The following is a 25,147-nucleotide window of genomic DNA, read 5'->3' on the forward strand; positions in this document are numbered from 1 at the left end:
ATGAATTACTACGTAACAAAATAACCATTCTTTAAGGCCTGACAATACCTTAAAGAATGGTTTGTTTAATTGAGTTTATCGGATCCTTCTCCAATACCTTTAATCGGTAGACAAGTCCCGATTAGTGCAATTACAGCACATCCCATGAACATAATAGATAGTCCGTATACAGCAAGTAAAGATAATACACTGAAAATAAGTAAATCCAGTACAGAATCAAGAACCGATAACAATGAAATTGTTGTTGCACGTACATGTGATGGAATTATATCGTTACTCAGCTGTGAATAAATTGGATATCTTATCGCTCTTACAAATCGCAAAATGATAAATGCTCCTAAAACGATCCCTAATGTATTTCCAAAACAAGCTGCTAATAGTAATCCACCAACAGCAAGTGCACCTGAAAGATTTAATAGTAATATACGAGAAAACTTTTTGGTTAACCACCCTATAGAAATAGATGCAAAGTAACCACCTATTGCAGCGAATGCATATAATATCCCAATTGCAAATACCGGAACGCCTGCATTTTTTAAAAGTAACTGATCATAGTTGTCAAAAACTGCACTTGCCGGAATAAATACAAGAGATATATTTAAGAACATGATAAGTAATTGAGGCGCTTTTTGAATCACTTGTATCCCTTCAATCACTTGTGAATACGATGATTCATTATATTCAAATCTCACCGCTGGATTTTTGATAAATAGAAGTAAAATCAATTCTACGACATGAAGTAGTAGCCCGAGTGTAATTAAAATTAGGAATTGCTCTTCCTTTAAATCTCTTGCAAAATACGACCCGAAAACAACAGCAATCAACATTGAGATAAAACTCGCGGATTGTATTTTCCCCATCGCTTTATCCATCAAATGTTGTTCATCCGTTTCTTTTAAAGATTCATATAGTAAGGCTTCATCAGCACCTGAAAAGAAAGTCACTGATAAACCATTCAATACGCTATATAAACAAAAAAGCCATATGTTATCAGCAAAGAACAATATAGAAATACTTATAATCTTTATACAAGCGCCTGTTATAAAAGAGAATTTTAAACCGAATCGATCTGCAAATACACCTGCTGGTACTTCACCTATTAGAACAGCTCCGCTCCAACACATTAACACGATAAAAATATTTGAAGGAGTTAAACCTCTCTCTACATAAAACAGCGTCATGACTGCTTGTAAAAAGCTAATTGTCCCAAAGAATTGGGCCCAAAATAAAATAGAAATATTGTGAGATGCAATCGTATGCTTTTTCAAATCTTCTCCTACTTTCCGATTATTTGTATGATTTTAGGAAGTAGGAGTGCAAAACTAGCTTAAATGCTATTCACTCCTCTTCCTCCATTTAAGAATGTTTTTAAAGTTTTTGACATGTTAATTCCTCCTTACATATAGTTAATTTAATTATAACGAATATTCTCTCTATTAACAAAATAAACTTATGAGGTTGATAAGATTGTCGGAATGAACAAAGTGGTATATAATAAGCAGTAACATTACTAGTAATTATTTTAGGTATTCCTAGAATAAAGGAGCGATACATATGAAAATTACTATTTATTTCGGAAGTCATGAAGATCAAGATGTACGTACAATGGATTGTCATTTAGATGTAGACGATGCAGAAGAGCTTGTCTCTGTTTCATAATATAAATTACAAATTAAGTGGGGCGAAACCTCTTCCCTATCACGTTTAAGACACCTTTTAAAGGTGTCTTTTTTATTGTTTTTTGGCGAAAATCTCTTTACTTTGGAGCAATTAAATAGTAAAATATAAATACACGAACAAACGTTCTTTTATTTTAATCGTACTTGAAGGGATGATTTTTACAATGGCTCAAAGCAAGCGCAGAGGAAGAAAAAAGCATACACCTACTATCTCAAATACAGGCTTTATCGGCTCTGTGTTTATTGATACATTGGAACTACAAAAAAAATCCTATTATTTTGCCCGTAAAAGGTTGCAAATTGTCCATTATGTATTAGATGGGCTTGCAGGAGCAACGAGTTCGTTATTTAAAGAACATAATATATCTGCACATATGTCTTGTGTATATTTACATAAACAAAAGAAAATTGGTTTCGTTCTTTCAACAAAACCTTTTGAAGAAGTTGATGGTGTTGCTTATTTTAAAAATTACTTAATCGAAAAAAACTTTTATGATAATCAAGATGCAGAATTTCAAGAAGTATTTAATACAGGCTTTATTGGTGTTGTATTTGCTGACCTATCTAGTATTGATCGCTTTAACTTTGATTTTGAAATGAGCATGCTATCAAAACTAATGAAAGATATGATTATTCCTGTTAAGGAGCTATTCTTACGTCATAATACCCCTGCTTATATCTCTACTTCTCATTTAGAGGAACAAAACAAATTAGGATTTGTTTTATCTGTAAAACCTTATGATGAACGTGCAGAAGCAGATTTATATTTTGAAACATACTTAAAAGAACGTGGCTTATATATTGGTGATGAAGAAGATGATATTGATAAAATTGTGATTCGAAAAAAAGTAGAGTTGATATAGAAAAAAGTGCAGGATTGCAATATATCCTGCACTTTTTATTTGAAAGTTTCATTTTCTAAAATAACGACAGGATCATCAGTCAGTCTTCCAGCCTCTTTTGTATAACTAACAAGTCGTTGTATATTATCACAACATAATTTCGCTCCCCATACGAGTAATGGTACACCAATGAAATCGATATGCAACCTTCTTGAAAACAAACCTCCAAATGTCATGGGAAGCGGAACTGTTGGTGATGTATTCGAGAAAATGATTTTTTCTTTGTTTTGATATTGCTGTTGAAGAATCTCTGCTAAGTTCTTCATAGCTGGAACGACTAGCTTTTCTGTTCCATGTCCGATTGTGTAAACCGGATTTCCGCCCTCGTCTCGCCCTCGCAAAATTATTTTCCCCATATCTGAAGTTTTAAGTTTATTGAAATACTCTACATTTAAAATCTCTTCTTTTGTTAGTATGCGATCAGTTGGTAACTTATTTAAATGATATGCTGCTGCAAGTGAAGTTGTATGGGTTCCGCCAAAATCAGTATAAATAAAAATCATAGTCTCATTCCTTTGTTATTTACATTCAATAGTTATTAGTATCGCCACTTTATCATTTACTAATCAAGGGATACTTTGATTTTACAACCTACTTAGGGTACCGCCACATCACAATCAAGCTAAGAAAAGCAAATATCCCAAAACGATAAAATTGGCATCTCCCGGTGAAAATGTACAATTTTTTATTTTAGGGTGTTATAAAATTCTTAAATTTAGGGGCATGTGGTATCGTCAGGAAAATGAGGATTTACAACACTAAGGAAATGTCACTTATTAAAAAAGCCGATTTCCATCTCAAGAAATCGACTTTTTTAGTTATTCTTAATGAACTAACGCATGCGTTAGTTGCATAAGTAAGAGGTTTGAAAAAATAGCCTGTATATATTTGAACGATGAATAACTTATCTATTTTTTTGTGTTTGTTTGCACCATATATAGAAAATTAGGGAAAACGCAACCAAAAACGTAACATATTATTTATCTGTTTGTTTTTGCTTCTTTTTCAAATACTCCGCACGCAATTTTTCAATTTGCTGTTTTTTATCAAATTTGGCAGGCGTTTGTTTTTCATGAAACTTTGCCACAGCTACCTGACCTTTGTAATCCAATTGATATTTCCCCACTTTGTTCACCTACTTTTCTTGTCTTTAAAGAGAATCTATTCAACAAATATAATATACCTTATTTTACTGAAATAAACCAATTTTGTATGAATCTATCATAAACATCTACATAATCAAAATTTCCATTTAGGGGGTACTTTAAAAGCTTAGCTTGACGGCAATATGGCGGTACCCCTACTCGTAATGCAATAATAATGACATCTATATTCCCCTCTCAGTCTAGATGGGATATAATAATATCTTACTGAAAGGATGGTGTATTTCCTTTGAATATTCTTGAAACGGAACGTCTTACGCTTCGCCTACAAACAACCGATGATGCAGCTTTTATCCTTGAACTTTTGAATGACCCTTCTTGGTTGCGATTTATAGGCGATCGTGGTGTGGAAACGTTAGAAGATGCAAGGAGCTATATTTTGAATGGACCGATTCGCATGTATGAGCAATTTGGTTTTTGTCTTTTTTTAGTAGAACGAAAGACTGATCATCTTCCAATTGGAATTTGTGGTTTGGTGAAAAGAGATACTTTAGAGGATGTAGATATTGGATTTGCCTTTCTTCCTAAATACTGGGGAAAAGGATATGCTTATGAAGCAGCTTCTGCAGTGATGGCACATGGAAAAGATACGTTAGGATTAAATCGTATTGTGGGGATTACAACTCAAGACAATTACGCTTCAGCTAAGCTTCTTAAAAAAGTAGGACTGCAGTTTGAACGATTGATTCAGTTTCCCAATGATCCTGAAGAACTTAACTTATTTGTATTTGATAAACAAAAAGAAAACTAAATAAAAAGTAATCACTAAAATAAAAAGACGCTTCTAAGTGGAGAGTCTTTTATCTTTAAAAAATAATTTCGTTGCACTTTCACCTAGTACTTGTTTTATTCGTTCACTGTCATAGCGCTTTTTGTTTAACGGGCTTTTCTTTTTAATTGAATTCTAGGTGATTGTGTGTAAATTTTTTAGAATGGTTTATTTCATGTGTTTTTTCTTTCCAATACGGTAAGTGAAATTGCCTACTCTGCAAGAATTTTAAATTCGTGTTTTCCATTCTCTTTACATATATTTGTAAAGAGAATGGAGGGATATTCATGCGAATCACGTACACAGAAACTGATGTGGACTTGTTAGCTCGCCTAATAAGAGCAGAAGCAGAAGGCGAAGGACAACAAGGAATGCTGGATGTTGGAAATGTTGGTGTGAACAGAGTGATGTGCAATTGTCTAGACTTTAAAGGGATTACAAATATTCAACAAATGGTGTATCAACAACAAGGCGGAAGTTATTCATTTGAAGCTGTAACAAAAGGGTATTTTTATCAACGTGCAAGAGAAACTGATAAGGAACTGGCAAGAAAATGTCTGGAGTATTGGCGAGGACATCCCGCAACCAATTCTCTCTGGTTTTTTAATCCTACAGGGAATTGTCCGCCTGTTTGGTGGAATCAGACATTAGCTGGCCAATTCAAGGAACATTGCTTCTATCAACCAACCGTAACAGAATGTCCAAAAGTATATGCTGGAAAATAAGTGTTTCAATTTTTTCGTATCGATTTTTCAAATGTAATGTAAAGACAAAACAATCCCTACTTTTTAGTTAAAAGTAGGGATTGTTTTGTTGTTTACGAATTATTTATAGTTTCCTAAAAAGAATTACCGTCTAAATCCTCTTCCATTAATCCATGATTCATGTTTTTCCCGTAAAATATTTCATCCATCTCTGTTTTTAATTTTTTTGTAATTTCCTCTTGTTCTTTTACAGATAATTTTTCTTGTGTATATCCAAATAGATAGTTATTCAAGTCAAATTCCTTTAGTTTACATTTTGTATGAAAGATATGCTCTTGATATACATTGACATCAATCATATCATAGAGATTTTTCACGTTATTTGGAATGTAATTTTGGATAGAACTTATTTCGTGATCGATAAATAACTTATTACCTGTTATATCTCTTGTAAATCCTCTAACACGGTAATCAATGGTCATAATATCTGTATCGAATGAATGGATAAGATAATTTAATGCTTTAAGAGGTGAAATTTCACCGCATGTAGCTACATCAATATCCGCTCTAAACGTGCTAATCCCCTCATCAGGATGATATTCAGGATACGTATGCACCGTTATATGACTTTTATCTAACTGCATAACAACTGAATCAGGGAGCGGTCCAGGTGATTCGCTGAATGATTCAGTCGGTACCTCTACAACGGGTCCCTCTGATACTAATATAGTTACGCTGGCTCCTTGCGGTACATAATCTTGTTTAGCGATATTCAGTACATGTGCACCTATAATATCTGAGACGTTTTTTAAAATTTTAGTTAATCTGTCTGCATTATATTGTTCATCTATGTATTCTATATAGGCTTCTCGTTCTTCTTTTGTTTTTGTATAGCAAATATCATACATATTAAAGCTTAATGATTTCGTAAGGTTATTAAATCCATGCAGTTGAATACGTTGTTCTGGTGTTAGTTTCATGATAGAATTCCCCATTCTTTTTTCTAAATGATATTTTATACATCCTTTATGAAATAGGGTTCCATTCTATAATTTTTTCATGCATTTTCTTTTGAATTAGAATCTTTTGAAATCTGTCATCTTTACTACTAGTTATTAAATAAAGATATGTTTTTTGAAAATTTTAAAAATACGGTAAATGAAATTTAAAAGTAACAAACATGTATAACTTGAATCAAAAAATCATTGTAATTAGATTAATCAAAAGCGAAAAGATGTACAGGTTGACATGAACTTGTACATCTTTTCGCTTTTTCTATGATTTAGACTCATTAAATTCCAAATCAATACATTATTTATTTAAATCTTTTTTCGTTATTTCACTTCTAATATTCACATCTTTCGAGAATTCAGTATCTTTCATATTATTCAAATGTTGATCTTTATGCTTTCGGTTATCATTTCGATTCGTCATCGTTTATCCCCCCTTTTATAAATATTCGTACCTATTGTGTGTAAAAGAAACTATTTCATACTGATAATTTCATGAGTATAGTTCCGTTCAATTTGCGTAAATTTGTTTCAAAATTTATCGGTTTTAACACAACATATTCCATATATCCCCTAAATATTGGGACATGATAAAGAATGAGGTGACTGTAATGAAGAATGAAATATTAAAATTAGTGCCAGAAACGGTAAGAAATTTAATCCAGAAAGACGTTAAAGATAGAAACCAACGCATTATTGATTTAATTATTGAGGATGCAACTGCATATGAATTCGATTCGGAGCAAGTAGTCCCTTGTATTATGGCTGCTTATTATGCTCATCAGTCCACATATGATCCTAGTGAAATGGACGATGAATGGATTGGAACCTTAGTCTTCTACACGGCTATACGTTCCGCAATGAAGCTTTTATCTTACGGAAAATTTAAAGCAAAGCGATCAGAGAGTGGATGGATGAAATATACAGATTAGTGAAGAAGCATTATAAGTAAGAGATTTCCGTTAACAACTTACGGAAATCTCTTATTTGAGGATTATGTTTAAGTACTTTCATCTAATTTGCTATTTGCTAATGAAATAATCTTTTCAACATATGGAGATTTGCCATTTGTATATGATACTCGGTCAAATGGGTGCTTCATAGCAAGCTCTTGTTTTAATTGTTTATATTCCCTACGTGCCCATTCATGATTTCTCATTGTAAATAATTAATACATGAAGAATTTGCAATTTTTCTGTATAATACTTATTAGTATTGAAAACTACAATAATGAGGCATGCTAGATGAATTTTATATACATCAACCAAAACGTATTAAATAATTTACTTTACATTTTAAGTAGTGTCCTTGTTTTTTATTTTATATATGATAACGGAATGTTTTTCAAAAAATACAAAAAAACCCTTATTGTAACTTGTACGAGTATACCGTTAATTTTATGTATGAAATACCCTATATATATTGATGAGAATTGCGTTCATGATTTAAGACAAATCCCATTTCTCATAGGCACACTTTATGGCGGTTTACCCGTTGGGATCGCTTTATTAACTATCATGTTATTAATTCGGTTTGTTTTTTATGGTGTGAACTTTTTAACGGTTATAGTTTATATTATCATGCTAATTTTCACTGCCCTTTCCTCTTCTAAATTTAATCAATTAAATAGAAGAAAGAAACTAGTTATGTCAATGGTGTTACCTTTTTTTCTTGCTTTACTTACAACATTTGTAGCTGTAATTTTATCTGATTTTCCAATTACACAGCCATATATTACTTATTTTATAATATTGCCCCCTATCATCATGTTATTTGTTGTATATATGAATGAAGTTTTAAGGGATGCCATTATGATGAGATCTAAATTAGTAAAGATGGAAAAGATGGAGGTTGTGAGTCAACTCGCTGCGAGTATTTCACATGAAGTAAGAAATCCTCTTACCGTAGTAAAAGGATTTACCCAACTCTTAAAAACACCAGATTTATCACAAGAATCTCGAGAGCGATATATTGAACATATTCTTGGAGAGTTAAACCGTGCTCAAATTATCATTGATGATTACTTAACGTTTGCTAAACCTGCATCACCAAAAGTTGATAATATTACAATAGATCAAGAGTTAAAAAGAGTAATAAGTATGATGATGCCATTATGTAACATGAATTCTATTCATATTACTGAAGAATTAGTCACAGGTTCTATTATTGGAAATACACAACATTTTCAACAATGTTTTTTAAACTTGATAAAAAATAGCATTGAAGCAATGCCGAATGGCGGAAAACTTAGTGTGAAGTCATCCGTTTTTGAAAACAAGATTATTATTGTTATTAAAGATAGTGGAATTGGTATGACGCCGGAACAAATAAATCGATTTGGTGAACCCTATTTTAGCACAAAAACAAAAGGAACTGGGTTAGGTACAATGGTTGCAGTAAAGATCATCGAAACGATGAATGGTACTTTAAATATAAAGAGTATTGTTAATAGAGGAACAACTTTAACCATTACCTTTCCACAAACTAATGAGATTGATTAATAAGTACTGCTATTTTGATTTAAAGGGAGCTTCGATGCTCCTTTTTTATTTTCAATCGTTGTACCACCGCTTACTCGCCTACTCATTACTACGATACAAAAAGGATTTCAAAATGTTTTAGTAACGATAACTTGAGCACTTATTACTCTTTAACAGGTCAATCGCAAAAAAAGGAGCATGATAGCTCCTTTTGCACTTGAATTTTTAGCGCAACCAACGTATATAACTTCGAAATAAATCTATTTTTTTATGGGGAAGGAAAAAGTCTCATCTCAGTATGAATAAAAGCAAACTGCTGAATCAATTCATTTAAACATTTCGCTGCTTTTGTAGGAATTTGATGCTTTACGTTATCAATGAATTTTAATTCATTACATGGCAATTTTCCATGCAGTAATTTCGCATGACTATAAAATACTTTATCTTTCTCACCATATACCAACAAAACCGGAAGCTGAATATTTCTAAGCTGATTCGTACAATTATAATGTAAACTATAACAATAATACTGCCAGATATTTTTGGCATTCCCTTTTCGTGCTTCTTTAAACATCTTTCTGAACAATTTATGTGTATTTGAATTACTCCATGAAATAGACCATGCTAAAAATGAGACTGCCCCCACTTTCGCAAGCTTCACGCCAAGTGAAATCTTATTCTTTAGATATCCATCCCTCACTTCTGACATTCCCCCGATTAGAATCCCTCCTAACGCTTTTTCAGCAAAAGCCAATAAAAATTCTAATGCGACAGAACTTCCAGTCGAATATCCACATACAAATGCTTTTTTGATCTTCAAATGATCCAACAAACATCTAATGTCTTCAGCAATCAGTGGGTAGGTTATCGGTTGTTTTGAATACTCACTCCTTCCATGCCCTCTAATATCAAAAGCAATTACTTTAAAATTTTGAGATAATTCCTCTATTTGGTACTCAAAATTCTCACAAGTAAGTACAGGAGGATGAATAAAAACAATAGGAACCCCTTTTCCCTTAACGATATAATACAGGCTACTACCGTCCACATCCAACATTGGCATATATGTAATCACCTCAACAATCTAAGATCATCCCTAACTCGTTTTCAAGAAAAATATCTTTTAAAAATGAATTTAGTCGCTTCTCAAATTTTTATTTAGTCTTTTCACTTTTTTGTTATTATGTGGCACTTCTTTTTTTCTATTCTGGCAACTATTTAGAATAAATTACATAGAAAATGAATATCATTCCGTTTAATCTCATTGATTAAAAAACATTATGTAAATTCAACAAAATTTTTGAAGGTTAACTTTGTTATTCTGATAAAATTTCAATATGAAAAAGGAGCATGGCTGCTCCTTTTTCATATTAAATCTCACAGTGATACTCAAAAAAGTACCTTTAATAGTTTTTCTCATTACATAATGTTGTGACGAACGATTAAAAAATCATATGTTTTTTAATACCCTCCGCCCCAACAGCTGCATCCAACAATAATTAATAAAATAAATAACACAACTAATAGCGCAAAGCTACCTCCGAAACCACAAGAACCACCGAAACTCATATTTTTTCCTCCTTTAAGATAAAGAAAATGGGTAATTGATCGTTTATTAACGGGTTCGTATTATACATTATGTATCTATGCAGTTTTGGAGCATGTCTTGATAAAATTAAAAAGACACTCCGCTGAGTGCCTAAATTTTCTCCCAATAAGAACGTAACAGCTTATAATGGATACCAAAATCCTTTGAAAACATTCAATTTCAAATAAATAGAAAATAATAAAGTTATAATACTAATAATGAGCCCTATATAATCCTCTTGTTTTGCCTTCGTTGTAAAATACCATGTTCGTTTCTCTTTTTTTCCGAATCCTCGTAAATCCATTGCATTTGAAACTGTATCAATTCGCTCTAAAGATTGAATAATAAGTGGCCAAAAAATGAGTAATCGGTTTTTAAGACGTTCCCAAAAATTCGCCTCTCCTTTTTCAAATGGTACACCTCTTGCTTCTTGAGCGTGCTTAATCAATTTATATTCCGCTTGTATATTCGGTATGTAACGAAGCGCAATGTTTATCGCATAGGCAATTTTATACGGCAACCCAATTTTATATAGGCTGCTAGCGAATTCACTTGGATGTGTCGTGTATATAAAAATAAGTGTAAATGGTAATAGCGTAAAGTACTTTAATGAAAGTGTAAGAGCATAAAAGAGTGTTTCAAATGTAATCGTAGCATATCCAATATGCAAGAATGCTGTACTTGTCCCAGTTAACTCAGATCCATGGGCGGGTGTAATCAATAAAATCATCACTGAATTTAGCATACTAAATGTGAAAATGGCACTAAATATAATTACAACTTTTTTTACAGAGATTTTAGCAATCACTAATCCTAAACAACCAATGAAAAACACGCATAATAAAATACGAAAATCAAAAAATATAAATGTAAGAGTCATCCAAATTATAAATAAAAACAACTTAATTGCGCCGTCCATACGATGGAAATACGTATGATTATCTCTATAAAATAAATCTGATTTATTCATAATCCCCCCTCCTTTTTGCCTCCATATACTTTTGTACAAAAACTTCTGGAAAAGGGATTTTGCTCAATTTTGCTAATGTTGTTAGCGAACTTTCCTGCAAATTAGCTTGTTGTAATACTTTACTATTTGCTAATACGAACGGAATCCTATCATCAGCAAGTATTTTTCCTTTATGAAAGACAACCGCACGATCCGCGTATTCTAAGACTAAGTTCATATCATGTGTAATAAAGATAAATGATATTCCCTGTGTCGCTAATTCAATTATACAAGACATAAATTGTTTATAATGAAAATAATCTTGTCCTGCAGTTGGCTCATCTAATATGATAAGTTTCGGATTCGTTGTTAAAACTGATGCAATTGTAAGCCTCTTTTTTTGTCCGTAGCTTAACGCTTGAATTGGCCAATTTCGAAATGGATATAATCCACAAATTTGCAGCGCATCTTCCACTCGTTTATGTATTTCTGCTCTAGAAGCCTTCTGTAATTTTAATGAAAAAGCAATTTCATCCCAAACAGTAGATTGTGTAATCATGTGATTGGGATTTTGCATAACATAGGAAATCACTTCTCCCCGCTTCCGAATAGACCATAAAGTTATATTATCATTATCTAGTACAATGTTTCCTTTCTGTACTTTGTTCATTCCCGTTAATAAATGTGCAAATGTAGATTTACCTGCACCATTATGACCCAATAATGCTACAATTTCTCCCCTTTGTATGGAAAGTGTTATGTCCCTTAATGTAAAACCTTTGTGAGAATATGAAAATGAAATATTTTCTGCTTTACATAAGATTTCTTTTTTTTGTTGCTTTTTAGGCGTAGTAGCATGCAACACCCATTGCTTAACTGCATTATTCAACTTCTCATGATTTAAAGTTTCAATTGGATATAATTCTTCATCTAAAATATTCATTTTTATATTTTTTAATGCTTCAATATATACAGGTTCTCTTAACCCTATTTGTTGTAGCATGTTTGTTTGTAAAATCCTTTTTGGTGAATCGATTGCTACAATTTCCCCTTCATCTATTAATATGATTTTATCTAAATCTAACTTTAATATATCCTCTATTCTATGTTCAATAATAACAACTGTTTTATTAAATTGTTGATGTACATTTTGAATAAGTTCTACTGTTTTCAAGCTACTTATTGGGTCTAAATTTGCTAACGGTTCATCAAATAGTAATATGTCAGCATCGGTCGTTAGTAGACCAGCAAGAGAGACAGTTTGTTTTTGACCACCAGATAATTCATGGGGGCTTCGTGAATGAAATGTATGCATCTGTACTTTTTTTAAAGAGTCCATAACAACCACTTTCATTTTCCTCTGTTCGACACAATCATTTTCTAATGAAAAAGCAACATCTTCCCCTACAGTCAAACCAATAAACTGGGAATCTTGATCTTGTAAAATAGTTCCCACATGCTTACTCTGCTCAAAAATACTACCTTTTCGGGGATCCTTACCACATATTGAAATGTTCCCAGTACTTGAACCCTCATATGAAAAAGGGATTAGCCCATTTATACAATGGGCTAATGTAGATTTTCCTGATCCACTTCGACCGGCAATTAATACTTTTTCCCCTGGATAAATATGGAGTGTAATATTCTTTAAAGTAGGTTCGGTCACTTGTTGATATTGAAATGTAAATTGTTCAAAGGAAATAATCGGTTTCATTGTGACCTCCCTACTTTTCAATCTTCAAATGTGCATGTTTTTTATTTGCTTTCGCTAATCCAAGGGTGATTGGTAAACCAAGAATTAAAAATACAAGGATATCTGCAATCGTTGCACCAAATACTTGAATAACAATTTTATCTAAAGGTTCCCCCATGACGATAATATCGAAAGCACCAGCAAATAGAATTGCAATGACAATCCCAACTAAACCTGTTACAGCAAAGTATGCAATATCACGATTAAGGAATGTTCCATTTTTAATACTAAAATTTGTTCGTTTTTGGACAAGTCCCATCATAAATCCAATAATACCTGAACTAAGTACCCATCCCCACCATATCCCCCATCCAGCAATGGTATCTGTTACTGTATGACCGATAAGCCCAATCAAAAGCCCTGCAAATGGCCCGAAAACTGCAGCGAATATGGTTAATATAGCAAGGCCAGGCTTAATAAATGTGTTTGGAGCAATTGAAAATCCCCACAGACCTAATACACCATATAGTGCAGAACCGATTCCGATTGCTACGACTAATTTTGTAGATAATTTGTTCATATGAAGTCTCCTCTCATTCTAATTAGTTTCTATTAGTCCTATGTAAAAAAATATTGAATTATGAGCCTTCACTTCCTTTATTCTTAATAAAAAATGACCTTTGCTATAAGAGGCCATTTCCATATGAATATATGATCCTCTTATCTTTCAAAAGACTTGCGGAATTAGCACCTTCTTATTTGTAGTAAATAAGGGTTGCTGTGGTTTCATAGGGCCGTTCCCTACACCTCTCTAGATAAGTATTTGTTTGTAACTTGTATTATTGAAATACGGTAAATTACTTTCGATATTTTTCTCGCTATTTCAACTTTTATGTGAAATGAACAAATAAATCATTGTATTCTTATCGGAATTATGGAATAATTAATGTAATAAAACAAGTTCACGGGGGAATGAGACATGAAAGTAATTGGATTAATTGGTGGATTAAGCTGGGAATCAACATCGCTTTACTATAAACATATTAATACATTAACTTTATCTCAGTATAATCATAATGCAAAGCTTGTTTTATATAGTATGGATTTTGGTGAAGTAACAAATTTATTACAAAATCAACAATATGAGGAAGTGCAAAACCAACTCGTCCAAGTAGCAAAAAAAGTAGAACACTCCGGTGCAGATTGTATACTTATGTGTTCAAATACAGTACACCAGTTTGCGGAAGAAGTAGAAAAAGCAATTTCTATCCCACTTCTTCATATTGGTGATGTAAGCGCTGAAGAAATTATTGAAAAAGATGTGAAGCGAATTGGATTGCTCGGAACAAAACAAACAATGGAACAAGACTTTTATAAAACCAAACTAACTAATTATGGTATTGAAACAATTATTCCTGAAGAAAATGAACGGAATTTTATTCATCATGTTATTCTCCATGAATTAAGTAAAGGTATTATTTCGCATCAATCCAAAGAACATTTCTTACAAATCATTCAAAAACTCATTAAAAATGGCGCAGAGGGAATTTTATTAGGTTGTACAGAAATACCCCTGCTCATTTCACAAAAAGATCTTTCCATCCCTGTATTTGATACTGCTTTTTTACATGCTAAAACTGCAGTAGAATTCGCTGGATAATAAAAAAAAGAAGCTATCTTATTGATTATAAAATAGCTTCTTTTCTTTATTATAACTATCTATTACAAAACTCCTGTCATAGATGGCAGATCAGAATGAGAAGTCACCTGCTCACTTTGAAATATAGGTAAATAAATAGTAACTGATGTACCTCTCCCTACCTCACTCATAATACTAATTCTACCTTGATGACTTTCAATAATTTTATAACTGAGCATTAATCCAATACCAGTCCCTTTTTCTTTCGTACTATAAAAAGGTTCACCAAGCCTTTTTATTCTTTCTTCAGGAATTCCTACACCCTCATCTACTATATGAATAACAACTTCCTCACGCTCTGATTTTTTCATAGAAATAGAGATTGTCCCACCATTTGGCATTGCTTCAATGGAGTTTTGTAAAATATTAATAAAAACTTGTTTTAATTGATTTTCACAGCAATCAATCAGTAATTCTTTCGATTCTATATGCAAGTTAATTTGAATATTTGTCATAATTGCTTTTGTATTAATTAACGAAACAACATTTCTTAATATCGAACAAATATTTTTCTTTTCAATTGGAATAACATCAGTCTTTGCGATTGATAAAAATTCATGAAGTATAGATTCAATCCTTTCAATCTCTGATAACATAAGATCAAAATATTTATTTTGATCTTCCTGGTTAATTTGAAATAATTGAATAAACCCTTTGATTACGGTTAATGGATTTCTAACTTCATGTGCTACTCCAGCAGCTAACTGTCCAATTGCTGCAAGTGTATCTGATTTATTCAATAGCTCCTCAGTCTTTTTCCGCTCAGTAATGTCTCGAACGAGTATCATAATCTTATTTTGTAAAAGTGGTAAACATCTAGCTTCAAAAAAACTAACACTTCCTTTGAGTGTTAACGGGTATTCAACAATGACTGTCGACTCCTTTTGTTGTACTTGATGAATCGCTTCTTGAAATTGCTGTGCTACAGATGATGGCAAGACTTCATAAAATTTTTGCCTCATAAAAGATTCTGCAGGAACGTAAAACTTAGCTGTTGAACCAGCTTTATAATCTATAATTGTTCCATCGGCTTCCGTTAAAAAACATAAATCAGGTAATGCTTTAAAAATAAGCTCCAGCTCAGAAGTTTGCTGTTTTAATTGCTCTTCCATTCCTTTTCTATGAGTAATATCAACCCCCACTGCCCAATAGCTATAACCAGGTACTGGAAACTGTTCTGAAATGTTTGACCACATGATGGTTTTTACGTCCCCATTTTTGCATGTTAAATTCATTTCCCAATCTCGAAAACTTTTTCCGCGAATCGAAAATTTCTTTTGCATTTGCTTACGATAATTGCCATCAGGATATAGTAGTTCAAGTGCTTTTGGATTCCCAACGATTTCTTCTGCAGCATAACCTGTTACAAGCTCACATTCTCGGTTCCACAATATGAAATTTCCATCTTTATCAAGGGCATCGACTAAAATAGGCATATTTTGCAAGATTGTATGTAGCTGTTCTTCTTTTTGAGAAAGTAAATGTATATTTTTTGTTTCGTTTTGAAGTTTATTCATTGCACTATTTACAATGAGATTTGAAAGCATTTCGAAGTATTTTTGACAAGTACGGATGTCATTTTTTATTGAACAAGCAACAAATGATCCAAGGTGTTGCTTATGCAAAAAAATCGGAATTTCAATCTTTGTAAGTTGTATATTTTCTTCTTGACCCATACCGAATGAAAAAACACATTCCTTATTTTGATCAAGAAGTTGATGCGAAATGTTTGTTAATTTATAAAATTGTTCTGCCATGGTTTCTATTGTGTTCATATCAATGAGTTCCATTAGCCGAGCATTCATTTTCTTTCCACCTCTATATGTAAAATTAATACCATTTTTTCACGCCTCTCCATTATACGAATAATGTCCTCTTAGGTATATAGCAAGAGTATAATTATTCAAATAAATTTTATTTTTCAATAAAAAATCGTTCGAAATGGTATTTTTTTGTTATGTAGTTGAATCGTTCACAAAATATTCACAAAATTAAAGAAAAACATATACATTTCTTCCAATATATTCTATAAAATAAATGGTAATAAGGATTCTATGAATCTCATAGAATTTCTTACCCCTAATAAAAAATAAAAAAGAATCCCGCAAAGGATTCTTTTTTATTTTTTGACTATGACATATTGGTAAAGAGCGTGTGCAACGCCGTGCTCTTCATTCGATAGTGTTTCATAATGACAAATTTGTTTAATTTCGTCTACTGCATTACCCATTGCAATAGATATATTTGCCTTTTCCATCATAGAAATATCATTCAAACCGTCACCTATTGCAATCGTATTTCCAACTGGAATATTAAGATATTCCGCTAAAGTATATAAACCATTCCCCTTTTGAGCGTCACGATGATTAATCTCTACATTGTGCCAATATGAAGCAGTAATTGCTAGCCCTATATTATGTTCAAAATGCATTTTTAATTTTTGTAATTTCTCTATATCATAAGAAAACGGTAAAAGTTTATGCACATACACCTCTTCTTCTACTATTGATTTACAACTTTCTGCTACATGGAACGCTGTATGCTCAAGGTATAACGCTGCAATTCGATCAATCTCCTCTTGATTCATATCGCTGTTTTTCTTTTTTAACCATTCTACTTCATAGTTTACGCTCTCTTCACCATAAGCTGGGACATATACGCCCCTGTCTGTATACAGTTGATAATACATACGATTTCGTTCAAGATACTCAACAATTTCAAGTGCTTGTGCATTTGGAATTGGGTATCTCTTCATCATTTTTTGATCCGTATAAATAAGAGCACCGTTTTCTGCGATAATAGGACATTGTAAATTAGCTTCTAATAGTAGACGTTCAATATCTACGATAGAACGGCCTGTACAAATCGTCACTACATGTCCCTGCTCCTGACATTTTCGAATTGCTTCTGCATTTTCTTTACTAATTATTTTATTTCCTGAAAGAAGAGTTCCATCTAAATCAATTGCAATTAATTTCATTGGTTCGTCACCACTTTCTATAAATAAACCTGCTCATATAGAAAATATACAAACGAGGTATCGTTTCCATATTCACATCCTCAATCACAATTTAGTTATAATGTATGAAAAGCGTTTCAGGTCAAGTGCTATTTTTATTTATAATCGTTTATTTTACAAAAAAGACTATTCTTTTTATACGCATATATAAAAAGAATAGTCTTTAACATCAAATTTTTATATAAAGTGGATTGCATTCAATTACCCGTGAATATCCCGCTTATTATATCCGACAAAGCCTAAAACCATTAATACAATTGCAACAACTACTAGTATTGAAAATTTCACGAAATCTACCTCTTCAACAGGAAGTCTTGGAATATATCCAAATGGTGTTAAGTTACTCATCCATTTTGGAAGTTGAAATAAACCACCTAAATAAATGACAAAGAATGAATAAGTTAAATACATCCAAGTTAGTCCTGAAAATTTTGGTGCAAATCCAATAAAGAGGATGGCAACACCAATCATGATCCACATTGCAGGTAAATAAACGATCGCTGCACTATAAAAAGTACTAAAAGAAATTGTTTCCTTCATGACCGCGTTTCCAGCTAATGCTAAACCACTTGCCGCAAGTGATAACATGACAAAGCCGCTAATAATCGATACGATGAAATAGCTTCCCATTACCTGCGAACGAGAGATAGCACGGCTTAGCAAATGTTCTGTACGATTCTGTTTCTCTTCCCCTTTTAATTTAAACATAGCCATTAAAGGTGGAATGGTACACATCATTGCAATCACTTTCATCAATGTACTTAAAAATTGTTCTGTTAATGAAAATCCTTCTACTGGCGTTAACATTTTCACCATCATTTCATTATTGGCAAAAAAGGACTCTAAATCACCTAAAATAGAACCGTAAGATGCACCGAGAATAAATAGCCCAATGCCCCAAGCAATGATTCCAATGCGTTGCAGTCTTACTGCTAAGCCAAAAGGACTTTGTAAAAAATGAGATGCCTGTTTTCTCCCAGGTTTAGCCGGTATGAATCCCGCTTCTAAATCACGGATTGCATTTAAATAAAGGGAAATGATAACTAAAACAAATGCAACGCCAATGGTTAATACAATTGGCCACCAATAATTATTCACATATACTTCTGAACCTAACACCCATCCAAATGGTGAAAACCAAGACAGGGTTTCATTGCTAACATCTCCAATGGCACGAATCAAATATGAGATAAGTAATATAGTGATAGAAAAGCCAATCGTCCCTCGCGAACTCTCTGTAAGCTGCGCAAATAATGCCGTGATGGCTGTAAAAATAATACCTGTTGCTCCTAAAGCCGCTCCGTAAAGAAGCGAACTCCCTAAATCTATGCTTTCAATATTTAAAACAGACAATCCCAATCCAATTATTAACGCTAATATCACATTTATTCCAAATGAAACATAGATTGTCGCATTTAAATTAGATAAGCGTCCGACAGGTAAAGAGCGAATCATTTCAATGCGGCCGTCCTCTTCATCTGCTCGTGTATGGCGTGCCACAAATAAAATACTCATAATTCCAACAGCTATTGCTGTAAAAAGTAGCATTTGATTGGCCATCATTGCTCCTATTGTATAGTTTTTTAAACCATAGCCTTGCCCAAGCATCGCTACCATTGCAGGGTTTTTCATCGTTTCTGCAATAATTTGTCTTTCTTGCTGAGATGGATACATTTCGGTAAATGAAACCGCAACAATACATGTCAAAATAGATAAAGAGAGTAACCAAATAGGAGTGCGGATCCGCTCCCGCCGCATGATAAATGCAGCAAGTTTCCCTGTATGATTGTAGAGTTGCTTCGTCATTATAAAGCGCCTCCTTCATAATGACGCATAAATAAATCTTCTAATGTAGGTGGCGAACTTTCTAATTTTACAACTCCAAACTGACTTACATATTTAATAACATGATCTAGTTCCTCTGAATCTACCTGAAACGAAAGAGCTTGATGTTTCTTCTCGATATTATAAACACCTTTAACCTCATGTAGAGACACAAGTGGTTCTTTCGTTTCAATAAGTAGATTGGTTCTTGTTAAGTGGCGTAATTCATTTAATGTTCCTGTTTCAATGACTTTCCCTTGGCGAATAATCCCTACTTTATCACATAATCTTTCCACTTCCGATAAGATATGGCTGGAAAGTAATACGCTTTTCCCTTCTTTTTTCATATCCATAACACAATCTTGAAAAACTCTTTCCATCAATGGATCTAAACCTGACGTAGGTTCATCTAAAATGTAAAGATCGGCATCTGAGGAGAAAGCAGCGATAAGGGCAACTTTTTGTCTATTCCCTTTTGAATACGTTCTACATTTTTTAGAAGGGTCTAAATCAAATTTTTGAATAAGTTCTTCCCGTCTACTTTTATTATTTCCCCCACGTAACTTCACAAATAAATCAATAACTTCTCCACCCGTTAAATTGGGCCATAAATTTACATCACCTGGAACATATGCAATTCGTTTATGAATTTCAACAGCATCCTTCCATGCATCCATGCCAAAGATCTGTGCGGTTCCGCTAGTTGGTTTTAAAATACCAAGTAATAAACGGATTGTTGTTGATTTCCCAGCTCCATTTGGGCCAATAAATCCATAAACTTCCCCTTTATTCACTTCAATGTTCAAATCATTTAAAGCTGTAAACTTTCCAAATTTTTTTGTTAAATTCGTTGTTTTTAAGACAGACATATTCTTTCCTCCTCTTCCTCATCCAAATTTCAGCCACAATGTAAAGTGCATATATTACTGTTAGTTCTACATATCATCCTCTTTTTAAAAAAAGTTATGAAATAATTCAACCTATATGGTTCATAATATACAAAAGGTGTATCTTTTGACAATAGTTTATGAAATATTTTTATTGTTTTATTACATAAATTTAATTAAACTAACATGGAGGTGAAATAATGGACGGATTTCAACGAAGAAGAGAAAAAAAGAAAATAAATATATTAGAAGCTGCATTAACTTTATTCACAGAATACGGTGTACAAAAAATTTCAATTGCTGAAATAGCAAAAAAAGCAAACGTATCTCAGGTGACCATCTATAACTATTTTGAAAGCAAACATAATTTAACTCATGAAGTGTTTATGTATTCTGTTAATCAAGCATTTGAGGAGTTTGAACAAATACTAAATAGTGATGTTCCGTTTCCAGAAAAAATAAAGCAACTTATTTTTATGAAAAAAGAAGCTGTAAAACATATGCATCAGGATTTTTATGAGAATTTAATGAAGGAATATACTTCTAGTTCTAATTATCTTCAAGAGCTTTATGTGAAAGAGGCTCTTCCGCGTTTTGTAAGTTTATTTAATGAGGGAAAAGAACAAGGATATGTGGATCCAAGCTTATCTAACGAAGCCATTTTATTTTATATGCAGGCAATAAATGAATATATACAGCGGAAAGATGTTTACCAAAATATATTGCCACTAACCGAAGATATCATGAATATTTTATTTTACGGGATAATTGGAAAAGAGAAAACGGAATAAAAGTCAGCTTTATTCCGTTTTCTTGTTTCTTAAATTAACTGTATTCTTAAACACACTTTCATGAATAATGCATACAAAATACAAGAAAGTGGAAAAATAATGAATGAAAATGAAATTTATTATCAATACTATAATTAATAAAAGGGCAACCCGATACGGTTACCCTTTATCATTTACGCTTCAGGACTAAAAGTTTTGCAATCAGTTTCTTCCGTTGTAGATGCACGATTCCCTTTATGACTTACTACATAAATGGCGTCTGCATTACATTTATTTCCGTTACCCCAAAATTTACAGTTGTTTACTTCACATAAAACATCTTGTGCCATAAGTATCACACCTCCTTATTCTTTTTATCATTAACAAATTCGGGAGGTATGATACCATTTTGGTATTCATTTTTTTACCTTTTTCCGTATTTCTTTGTTTAGAGCAATCTTTCGTAAAGTTTCCATATCCCCACTTACAATCACATCAATATTTTTAGAAATAACCTTAATGTCCAAGTCCCACCATTTTATTTCTAACAATTCACTTATTACATCATTTGGAAATCTCTTTTTTATCTCAGTAGCAGGATTACCACCAACAATGGTATATGGTAGAACATCTTTCGTAACAACTGATTTAGCAGCAACGATTGCTCCGTCCCCTATCTTCACTCCAGGCATAATCGTCACATCCATACCCAACCATACATCATTTCCAATTATCGTATCTCCTTTAAAAGGTAAATCAGAAAGTGCAGGTGTGTATTTCTCCCAGCCATGACCAAAAATATTAAATGGATAAGCTGAGAACCCATCCATTCTATGGTTTGCACCATTCATAATAAATGTAACACCGGGTGCTATGCAGCAGAATTTCCCTATAACCAATCGGTCTCCAAAAAATTCATAATGGTATAGCACCTGATCTTCGAATGTTTCGCCATTTTTCGAATCATAATATGAATAATCTCCAACAATAATATTTGGTTTGGTTATTGTATTTTTAATAAAATGAACACTCTTGTTTCCTTCAATAGGAAATTTTACATTTGGATTAGGATTCATGCTGGACAGCACCACCTTCATTTGAAGTTTCTACTATTGGTTTCAAATTGTATATTGGCAAAATAAATAAGGACCCAATAATAAAGAGCACCGCTGTTCCTTCATACATTGTACTAAGTGAAAAGACTTCTTTTAATGAACCGGCTACACTCATCGTTAAGACCATTGAACCTGTAAATAATGGACTTAAAATCCCATTTACTCGTCCGATAAAGTCTGTATCAGAATTTTGAATGATAAGTGTATTTATCCCAATTTGGATGCAAGGGAGAGCTAGACCACTGAAAAATTGAGCGATAAGTGTGATCCATAAATTTGTCGAAAATCCAATGATACCAATGCCAATCGCCTGTGCTAACATTCCGAAAATTAACATCTTTTGCGGTGCAACATTTTTAGCAAATACCATCGCTAAAGCGCCGCCAATAATCATCCCAGCTCCATTTACAGTCAACAGCCATTGTAAGCTTTCTTTTGATAAACCTAATTGTTCTGTCACAATGAAAATACCGAGTGGCTGAATCAGACCAATCCCTAGTCCTGCTGCCATAAAACAAATACCGAGTAATGTTAATGCCTTCTTCGCTTTTACATATTTCACTCCATCTATCATTTCTTGCAATAGGCTAACTTTTTTCTTTTTTTCCTGTTCTTCAACATCTTTTGGTAAAAATAACAATACGAAAGCCGCAAGTAAAAACGCAATGCCGGTCACAATAATAGAAGTGTAAATTCCGAAGGCTTGAAATATAAACGTTCCAAGTATAGGACCTAATATCATGAAAATTGCAAAAATGGTTTGATATAATGACATGGCCAATTGCACTTCTTCTGTAGATAAATGTTGTTTAAATAGCTTCATACCTGAAGGCTGTGAAAATTGTGAAAGGATTGCTGAAATGAGTGTTACGAAAAACACAACTTTCCAACTTCCAAAAATCAATGTAAGTAATACTGCAAATACTGATAAAGAACTTAAAGTTTCACACCAAATCATCGTTCTTTTTGGTTTCCACCGATCCGCAAACGTCCCTCCTATAAATGAAAAAATAAAAATTGGCGCAAATTCTGCAACTGAAATCATCGAAATAGCAAAAGCATCCCCATTTGTCATTTCCATCACATAAAGTAGTACTGCAAAATTCCGAACCCAAATTCCAATCTGTAGAAATAATGCTGAAGCAATAATCGCTTGCACAAATCGATTTTTTAATACTACGGACATATTACTCTTTTGTTTCGCTTCTACATTCATTGACATAAAAAAGCCCCCTATTCTACATTCTAAATAGGAGGCAGCACAATCATATCATAAAAGACAGGTCTATTCGCAGCGCGAAAATACATCCCTTTTACATATAAAAATGTACAGACTAATCCTATTCAGAAGAATATTTCGTTTTATAACGAACATTTCTTAAAAAATAGAATTAGTTGATCATTGGGATGTCGTCACCCTTCCGTTTCGATTTAAAATCACACATACATACTCTATGTAAGTCACCAAACATGTATGCGTGTCTCCAATTATTTATTCTAGAAGGACAGCGAAAGTTCCTCCAACGAACGCATTAAATAATTACCTTGCCACTTCATTTTTTCTCGCCCGCCTTTTATTTGTATGTGAGGCATACGTTTTAACAATGTCGCAATTGCAATCTTTGCTTCTAAACGAGCAAGCGGTGCTCCTAAGCAAAAATGACTTCCATGCCCAAAGGCAATGTGTCGATTGTTTTCTCTCGTGATATCAAATACTTCTGGATTCACAAAGACTTTTTCATCCCGATTTGCTGATGCTAATGAAATAATCACCATATCTCCTTTTTGAACCTCTTGATTATGAATCATAAAAGGTTCCGCTGCCCAGCGCGCTGTTGTAACTTCAACAGGAGAATAATAACGTAAGCCTTCTTCAATCGCTGAATCAATGAGCTCAGGTTTTTCTTTTAATAATTGCATTTGATCGGGATTCTCTAATAATGCTAGAACTGTATTCGTGATAAGATTCACAGTCGTTTCATGTCCTGCTACAATAAGCAACATAATCATTGAATACAGCTCTGGTGCACTTAATTTACTCCCTTCGCTTTCCGCCTGAATTAATCCACTAACTAAATCTTCTTGTGGTTCTTTCCTTTTTACATCAACTAAGTATTGAAGATATGTAATGAATTCTGATAGCTTTTCTTCCGTTTCCTTTATTTCCTCTTGTGTTTCAGGTGAAGCAATAACCGCATGAGACCATACTCTAAATTTCTCTTGGTCCTCTTTTGGAATACCAAGCATTTCGCTAATCACATTGATTGGCAATGGAAATGCATAGTCATTAACAAGGTTGAACGAGCGTTTCAGTTCGACATGATCTAATAAAGTATCTGCGATATGTTGGATTTGTTCATCTAATTGTGAAATCATTTTAGGAGTAAATGCTTTTTGAACAAGTGCTCGTAAGCGATTATGATCAGGTGGATCTGAATTTAACATATGCTTCGTTAAATGGTCCCCATTTTCAATAGAAAGAAATGGGTTCAATCCTTCTTGAGAAAATACATTTTCAGGATTTTTTTTCAAACGAGAATCTTTTAAAAGCGGTAATGCATCTTCATATCTTGTAATAAGCCATTCTGTACCAAGTTCACTTTTAGATACGAACAAAATCGGTTGTGATTTGCGCGATTCTCTATAAATCTCATACGCATCTTCTTTAAATTCGGCAGAAGCTAAATGAATGCCATCTTCTACTTTGTAGCCAACCTTGTTTTTGAAAGACATTGTACTCCCTCGCTCTCTTCTATTTGTGGAAATCAATCAACATATGAATTATACCTTATAAGGAGAGAGAAAATTGTAAATATTTCGTTATAATATTACCTTATATATTGAAAAATAATTCATTTCAAAATACAAGCGATAAAGTGAAACTTTAATCAGTGGG

26 protein-coding genes and 1 riboswitch are annotated in these 25,147 nt (G+C 33.0%); of the genes, 7 read left to right on the plus strand and 19 right to left on the minus strand.

Translation table 11 applies throughout. The features are described from left to right. Positions 1 to 65: 65 nt before the first annotated feature. On the minus strand, positions 66 to 1,268 hold the full coding sequence (locus CN373_RS08960) for an MFS transporter (protein WP_098359129.1): 1,203 nt from the start codon (positions 1,266 to 1,268) through the stop codon (positions 66 to 68). Positions 1,269 to 1,831: 563 nt separating this feature from the next. On the opposite strand from CN373_RS08960, the gene CN373_RS08970 reads away from it, so the two are divergent. Beyond that, a complete protein-coding gene (locus CN373_RS08970; protein WP_186324563.1) occupies positions 1,832 to 2,542 on the plus strand; it encodes a hypothetical protein in 711 nt (236 codons plus the stop codon). 35 nt (positions 2,543 to 2,577) lie between these two features. Here CN373_RS08970 and CN373_RS08975 read toward each other — a convergent pair whose 3' ends face one another. Then, positions 2,578 to 3,084: a DUF3189 family protein gene (locus CN373_RS08975; RefSeq protein WP_000576341.1), complete on the minus strand. Its 507-nt coding sequence runs from the start codon at positions 3,082 to 3,084 to the stop codon at positions 2,578 to 2,580. Positions 3,085 to 3,557: 473 nt separating this feature from the next. After that, a complete protein-coding gene (locus tag CN373_RS25530) occupies positions 3,558 to 3,707 on the minus strand; it encodes a hypothetical protein (protein WP_000521647.1) in 150 nt (49 codons plus the stop codon). Positions 3,708 to 3,973: 266 nt separating this feature from the next. On the opposite strand from CN373_RS25530, the gene CN373_RS08985 reads away from it, so the two are divergent. Further along, on the plus strand, positions 3,974 to 4,495 hold the full coding sequence (locus tag CN373_RS08985; RefSeq protein ID WP_001022959.1) for a GNAT family N-acetyltransferase: 522 nt from the start codon (positions 3,974 to 3,976) through the stop codon (positions 4,493 to 4,495). Between the two features lie 305 nt (positions 4,496 to 4,800). After that, positions 4,801 to 5,238: a cell wall hydrolase gene (locus CN373_RS08990; protein WP_001223410.1), complete on the plus strand. Its 438-nt coding sequence runs from the start codon at positions 4,801 to 4,803 to the stop codon at positions 5,236 to 5,238. Between the two features lie 113 nt (positions 5,239 to 5,351). Here the strand turns inward: CN373_RS08990 and speD are convergent, their stop codons facing one another. Together speD and CN373_RS26015 are read right to left on the minus strand one after the other, a co-directional pair. Then, positions 5,352 to 6,197 (minus strand): adenosylmethionine decarboxylase, encoded by an 846-nt coding sequence (gene speD / locus CN373_RS08995; protein ID WP_000779208.1) that lies wholly within the window; start codon positions 6,195 to 6,197, stop codon positions 5,352 to 5,354. Between the two features lie 331 nt (positions 6,198 to 6,528). After that, positions 6,529 to 6,651 carry a hypothetical protein gene (locus CN373_RS26015; protein WP_000184922.1) on the minus strand — a complete coding sequence of 41 codons (123 nt, stop codon included), beginning with the start codon at positions 6,649 to 6,651 and terminating at the stop codon, positions 6,529 to 6,531. 187 nt (positions 6,652 to 6,838) lie between these two features. Here CN373_RS26015 and CN373_RS09000 point away from each other — a divergent pair, with 187 nt between their 5' ends. Further along, on the plus strand, positions 6,839 to 7,159 hold the full coding sequence (locus CN373_RS09000) for a hypothetical protein (protein ID WP_098359131.1): 321 nt from the start codon (positions 6,839 to 6,841) through the stop codon (positions 7,157 to 7,159). 68 nt (positions 7,160 to 7,227) lie between these two features. Here CN373_RS09000 and CN373_RS26020 read toward each other — a convergent pair whose 3' ends face one another. Continuing rightward, positions 7,228 to 7,386, minus strand: a complete 159-nt coding sequence (locus CN373_RS26020) for a GrpB family protein (protein ID WP_272952040.1) — start codon at positions 7,384 to 7,386, stop codon at positions 7,228 to 7,230. 85 nt (positions 7,387 to 7,471) lie between these two features. Between CN373_RS26020 and CN373_RS09010 the strand changes: the two genes are divergently transcribed. After that, the gene (locus CN373_RS09010) at positions 7,472 to 8,728 is read left to right on the plus strand and encodes a sensor histidine kinase (RefSeq protein WP_098359132.1); all 1,257 of its coding nucleotides are present in this window, start codon (positions 7,472 to 7,474) and stop codon (positions 8,726 to 8,728) included. Positions 8,729 to 8,975: 247 nt separating this feature from the next. Here the strand turns inward: CN373_RS09010 and CN373_RS09015 are convergent, their stop codons facing one another. The 5 genes from CN373_RS09015 to CN373_RS09035 all read right to left on the minus strand — a co-directional run bounded on the left by CN373_RS09015 (position 8,976) and on the right by CN373_RS09035 (position 13,517). Next, complete coding sequence (locus tag CN373_RS09015) at positions 8,976 to 9,770, minus strand: alpha/beta fold hydrolase (protein ID WP_001132099.1); 795 nt, start codon at positions 9,768 to 9,770, stop codon at positions 8,976 to 8,978. Between the two features lie 398 nt (positions 9,771 to 10,168). Beyond that, positions 10,169 to 10,276 carry a YjcZ family sporulation protein gene (locus tag CN373_RS09020; RefSeq protein ID WP_000007809.1) on the minus strand — a complete coding sequence of 36 codons (108 nt, stop codon included), beginning with the start codon at positions 10,274 to 10,276 and terminating at the stop codon, positions 10,169 to 10,171. Between the two features lie 161 nt (positions 10,277 to 10,437). Beyond that, positions 10,438 to 11,265 (minus strand): energy-coupling factor transporter transmembrane component T family protein, encoded by an 828-nt coding sequence (locus CN373_RS09025; RefSeq protein WP_001042953.1) that lies wholly within the window; start codon positions 11,263 to 11,265, stop codon positions 10,438 to 10,440. Continuing rightward, a complete protein-coding gene (locus CN373_RS09030) occupies positions 11,258 to 12,958 on the minus strand; it encodes an ABC transporter ATP-binding protein (protein WP_000802561.1) in 1,701 nt (566 codons plus the stop codon). Before CN373_RS09030 ends, CN373_RS09025 begins: the two co-directional genes overlap by 8 nt. 10 nt (positions 12,959 to 12,968) lie before the next feature. Then, positions 12,969 to 13,517: an ECF-type riboflavin transporter substrate-binding protein gene (locus CN373_RS09035; protein WP_001038225.1), complete on the minus strand. Its 549-nt coding sequence runs from the start codon at positions 13,515 to 13,517 to the stop codon at positions 12,969 to 12,971. 137 nt (positions 13,518 to 13,654) lie between these two features. Next, positions 13,655 to 13,759: riboswitch (SAM riboswitch) on the minus strand. A gap of 157 nt (positions 13,760 to 13,916) precedes the next feature. On the opposite strand from CN373_RS09035, the gene CN373_RS09040 reads away from it, so the two are divergent. Beyond that, entirely contained in the window at positions 13,917 to 14,597 is a 681-nt protein-coding gene (locus tag CN373_RS09040; RefSeq protein ID WP_000864408.1) for an aspartate/glutamate racemase family protein, read from the plus strand. Positions 14,598 to 14,659: 62 nt separating this feature from the next. Here CN373_RS09040 and CN373_RS09045 read toward each other — a convergent pair whose 3' ends face one another. The 4 genes from CN373_RS09045 to CN373_RS09065 form a co-directional block, all read right to left on the minus strand. Then, a complete protein-coding gene (locus CN373_RS09045) occupies positions 14,660 to 16,441 on the minus strand; it encodes a PAS domain-containing sensor histidine kinase (RefSeq protein ID WP_111901902.1) in 1,782 nt (593 codons plus the stop codon). Between the two features lie 314 nt (positions 16,442 to 16,755). Next, positions 16,756 to 17,616, minus strand: a complete 861-nt coding sequence (locus CN373_RS09055) for a Cof-type HAD-IIB family hydrolase (protein ID WP_098359133.1) — start codon at positions 17,614 to 17,616, stop codon at positions 16,756 to 16,758. A gap of 240 nt (positions 17,617 to 17,856) precedes the next feature. Further along, positions 17,857 to 19,461: an ABC transporter permease gene (locus CN373_RS09060; RefSeq protein WP_098359134.1), complete on the minus strand. Its 1,605-nt coding sequence runs from the start codon at positions 19,459 to 19,461 to the stop codon at positions 17,857 to 17,859. Then, on the minus strand, positions 19,461 to 20,348 hold the full coding sequence (locus tag CN373_RS09065) for an ABC transporter ATP-binding protein (protein WP_098359135.1): 888 nt from the start codon (positions 20,346 to 20,348) through the stop codon (positions 19,461 to 19,463). Before CN373_RS09065 ends, CN373_RS09060 begins: the two co-directional genes overlap by 1 nt. A gap of 218 nt (positions 20,349 to 20,566) precedes the next feature. On the opposite strand from CN373_RS09065, the gene CN373_RS09070 reads away from it, so the two are divergent. Further along, on the plus strand, positions 20,567 to 21,157 hold the full coding sequence (locus tag CN373_RS09070; RefSeq protein ID WP_000348619.1) for a TetR/AcrR family transcriptional regulator: 591 nt from the start codon (positions 20,567 to 20,569) through the stop codon (positions 21,155 to 21,157). A gap of 173 nt (positions 21,158 to 21,330) precedes the next feature. Here CN373_RS09070 and CN373_RS09075 read toward each other — a convergent pair whose 3' ends face one another. From CN373_RS09075 to CN373_RS09090, 4 genes are all read right to left on the minus strand, one after another. Further along, the gene (locus tag CN373_RS09075) at positions 21,331 to 21,486 is read right to left on the minus strand and encodes a DUF1540 domain-containing protein (RefSeq protein ID WP_000046096.1); all 156 of its coding nucleotides are present in this window, start codon (positions 21,484 to 21,486) and stop codon (positions 21,331 to 21,333) included. Between the two features lie 66 nt (positions 21,487 to 21,552). Continuing rightward, entirely contained in the window at positions 21,553 to 22,212 is a 660-nt protein-coding gene (locus CN373_RS09080; RefSeq protein ID WP_001069211.1) for a Vat family streptogramin A O-acetyltransferase, read from the minus strand. Next, entirely contained in the window at positions 22,202 to 23,473 is a 1,272-nt protein-coding gene (locus CN373_RS09085) for an MFS transporter (RefSeq protein ID WP_000062429.1), read from the minus strand. The genes CN373_RS09080 and CN373_RS09085 overlap by 11 nt, the downstream gene beginning before the upstream one ends. A gap of 275 nt (positions 23,474 to 23,748) precedes the next feature. Further along, positions 23,749 to 24,984, minus strand: a complete 1,236-nt coding sequence (locus CN373_RS09090) for a cytochrome P450 family protein (RefSeq protein WP_098359136.1) — start codon at positions 24,982 to 24,984, stop codon at positions 23,749 to 23,751. Between the last annotated feature and the right edge of the window lie 163 nt (positions 24,985 to 25,147).

This window comes from Bacillus cereus (assembly GCF_002561295.1).
Classification (GTDB): Bacteria; Bacillota; Bacilli; order Bacillales; family Bacillaceae_G; genus Bacillus_A; species Bacillus_A cereus_S.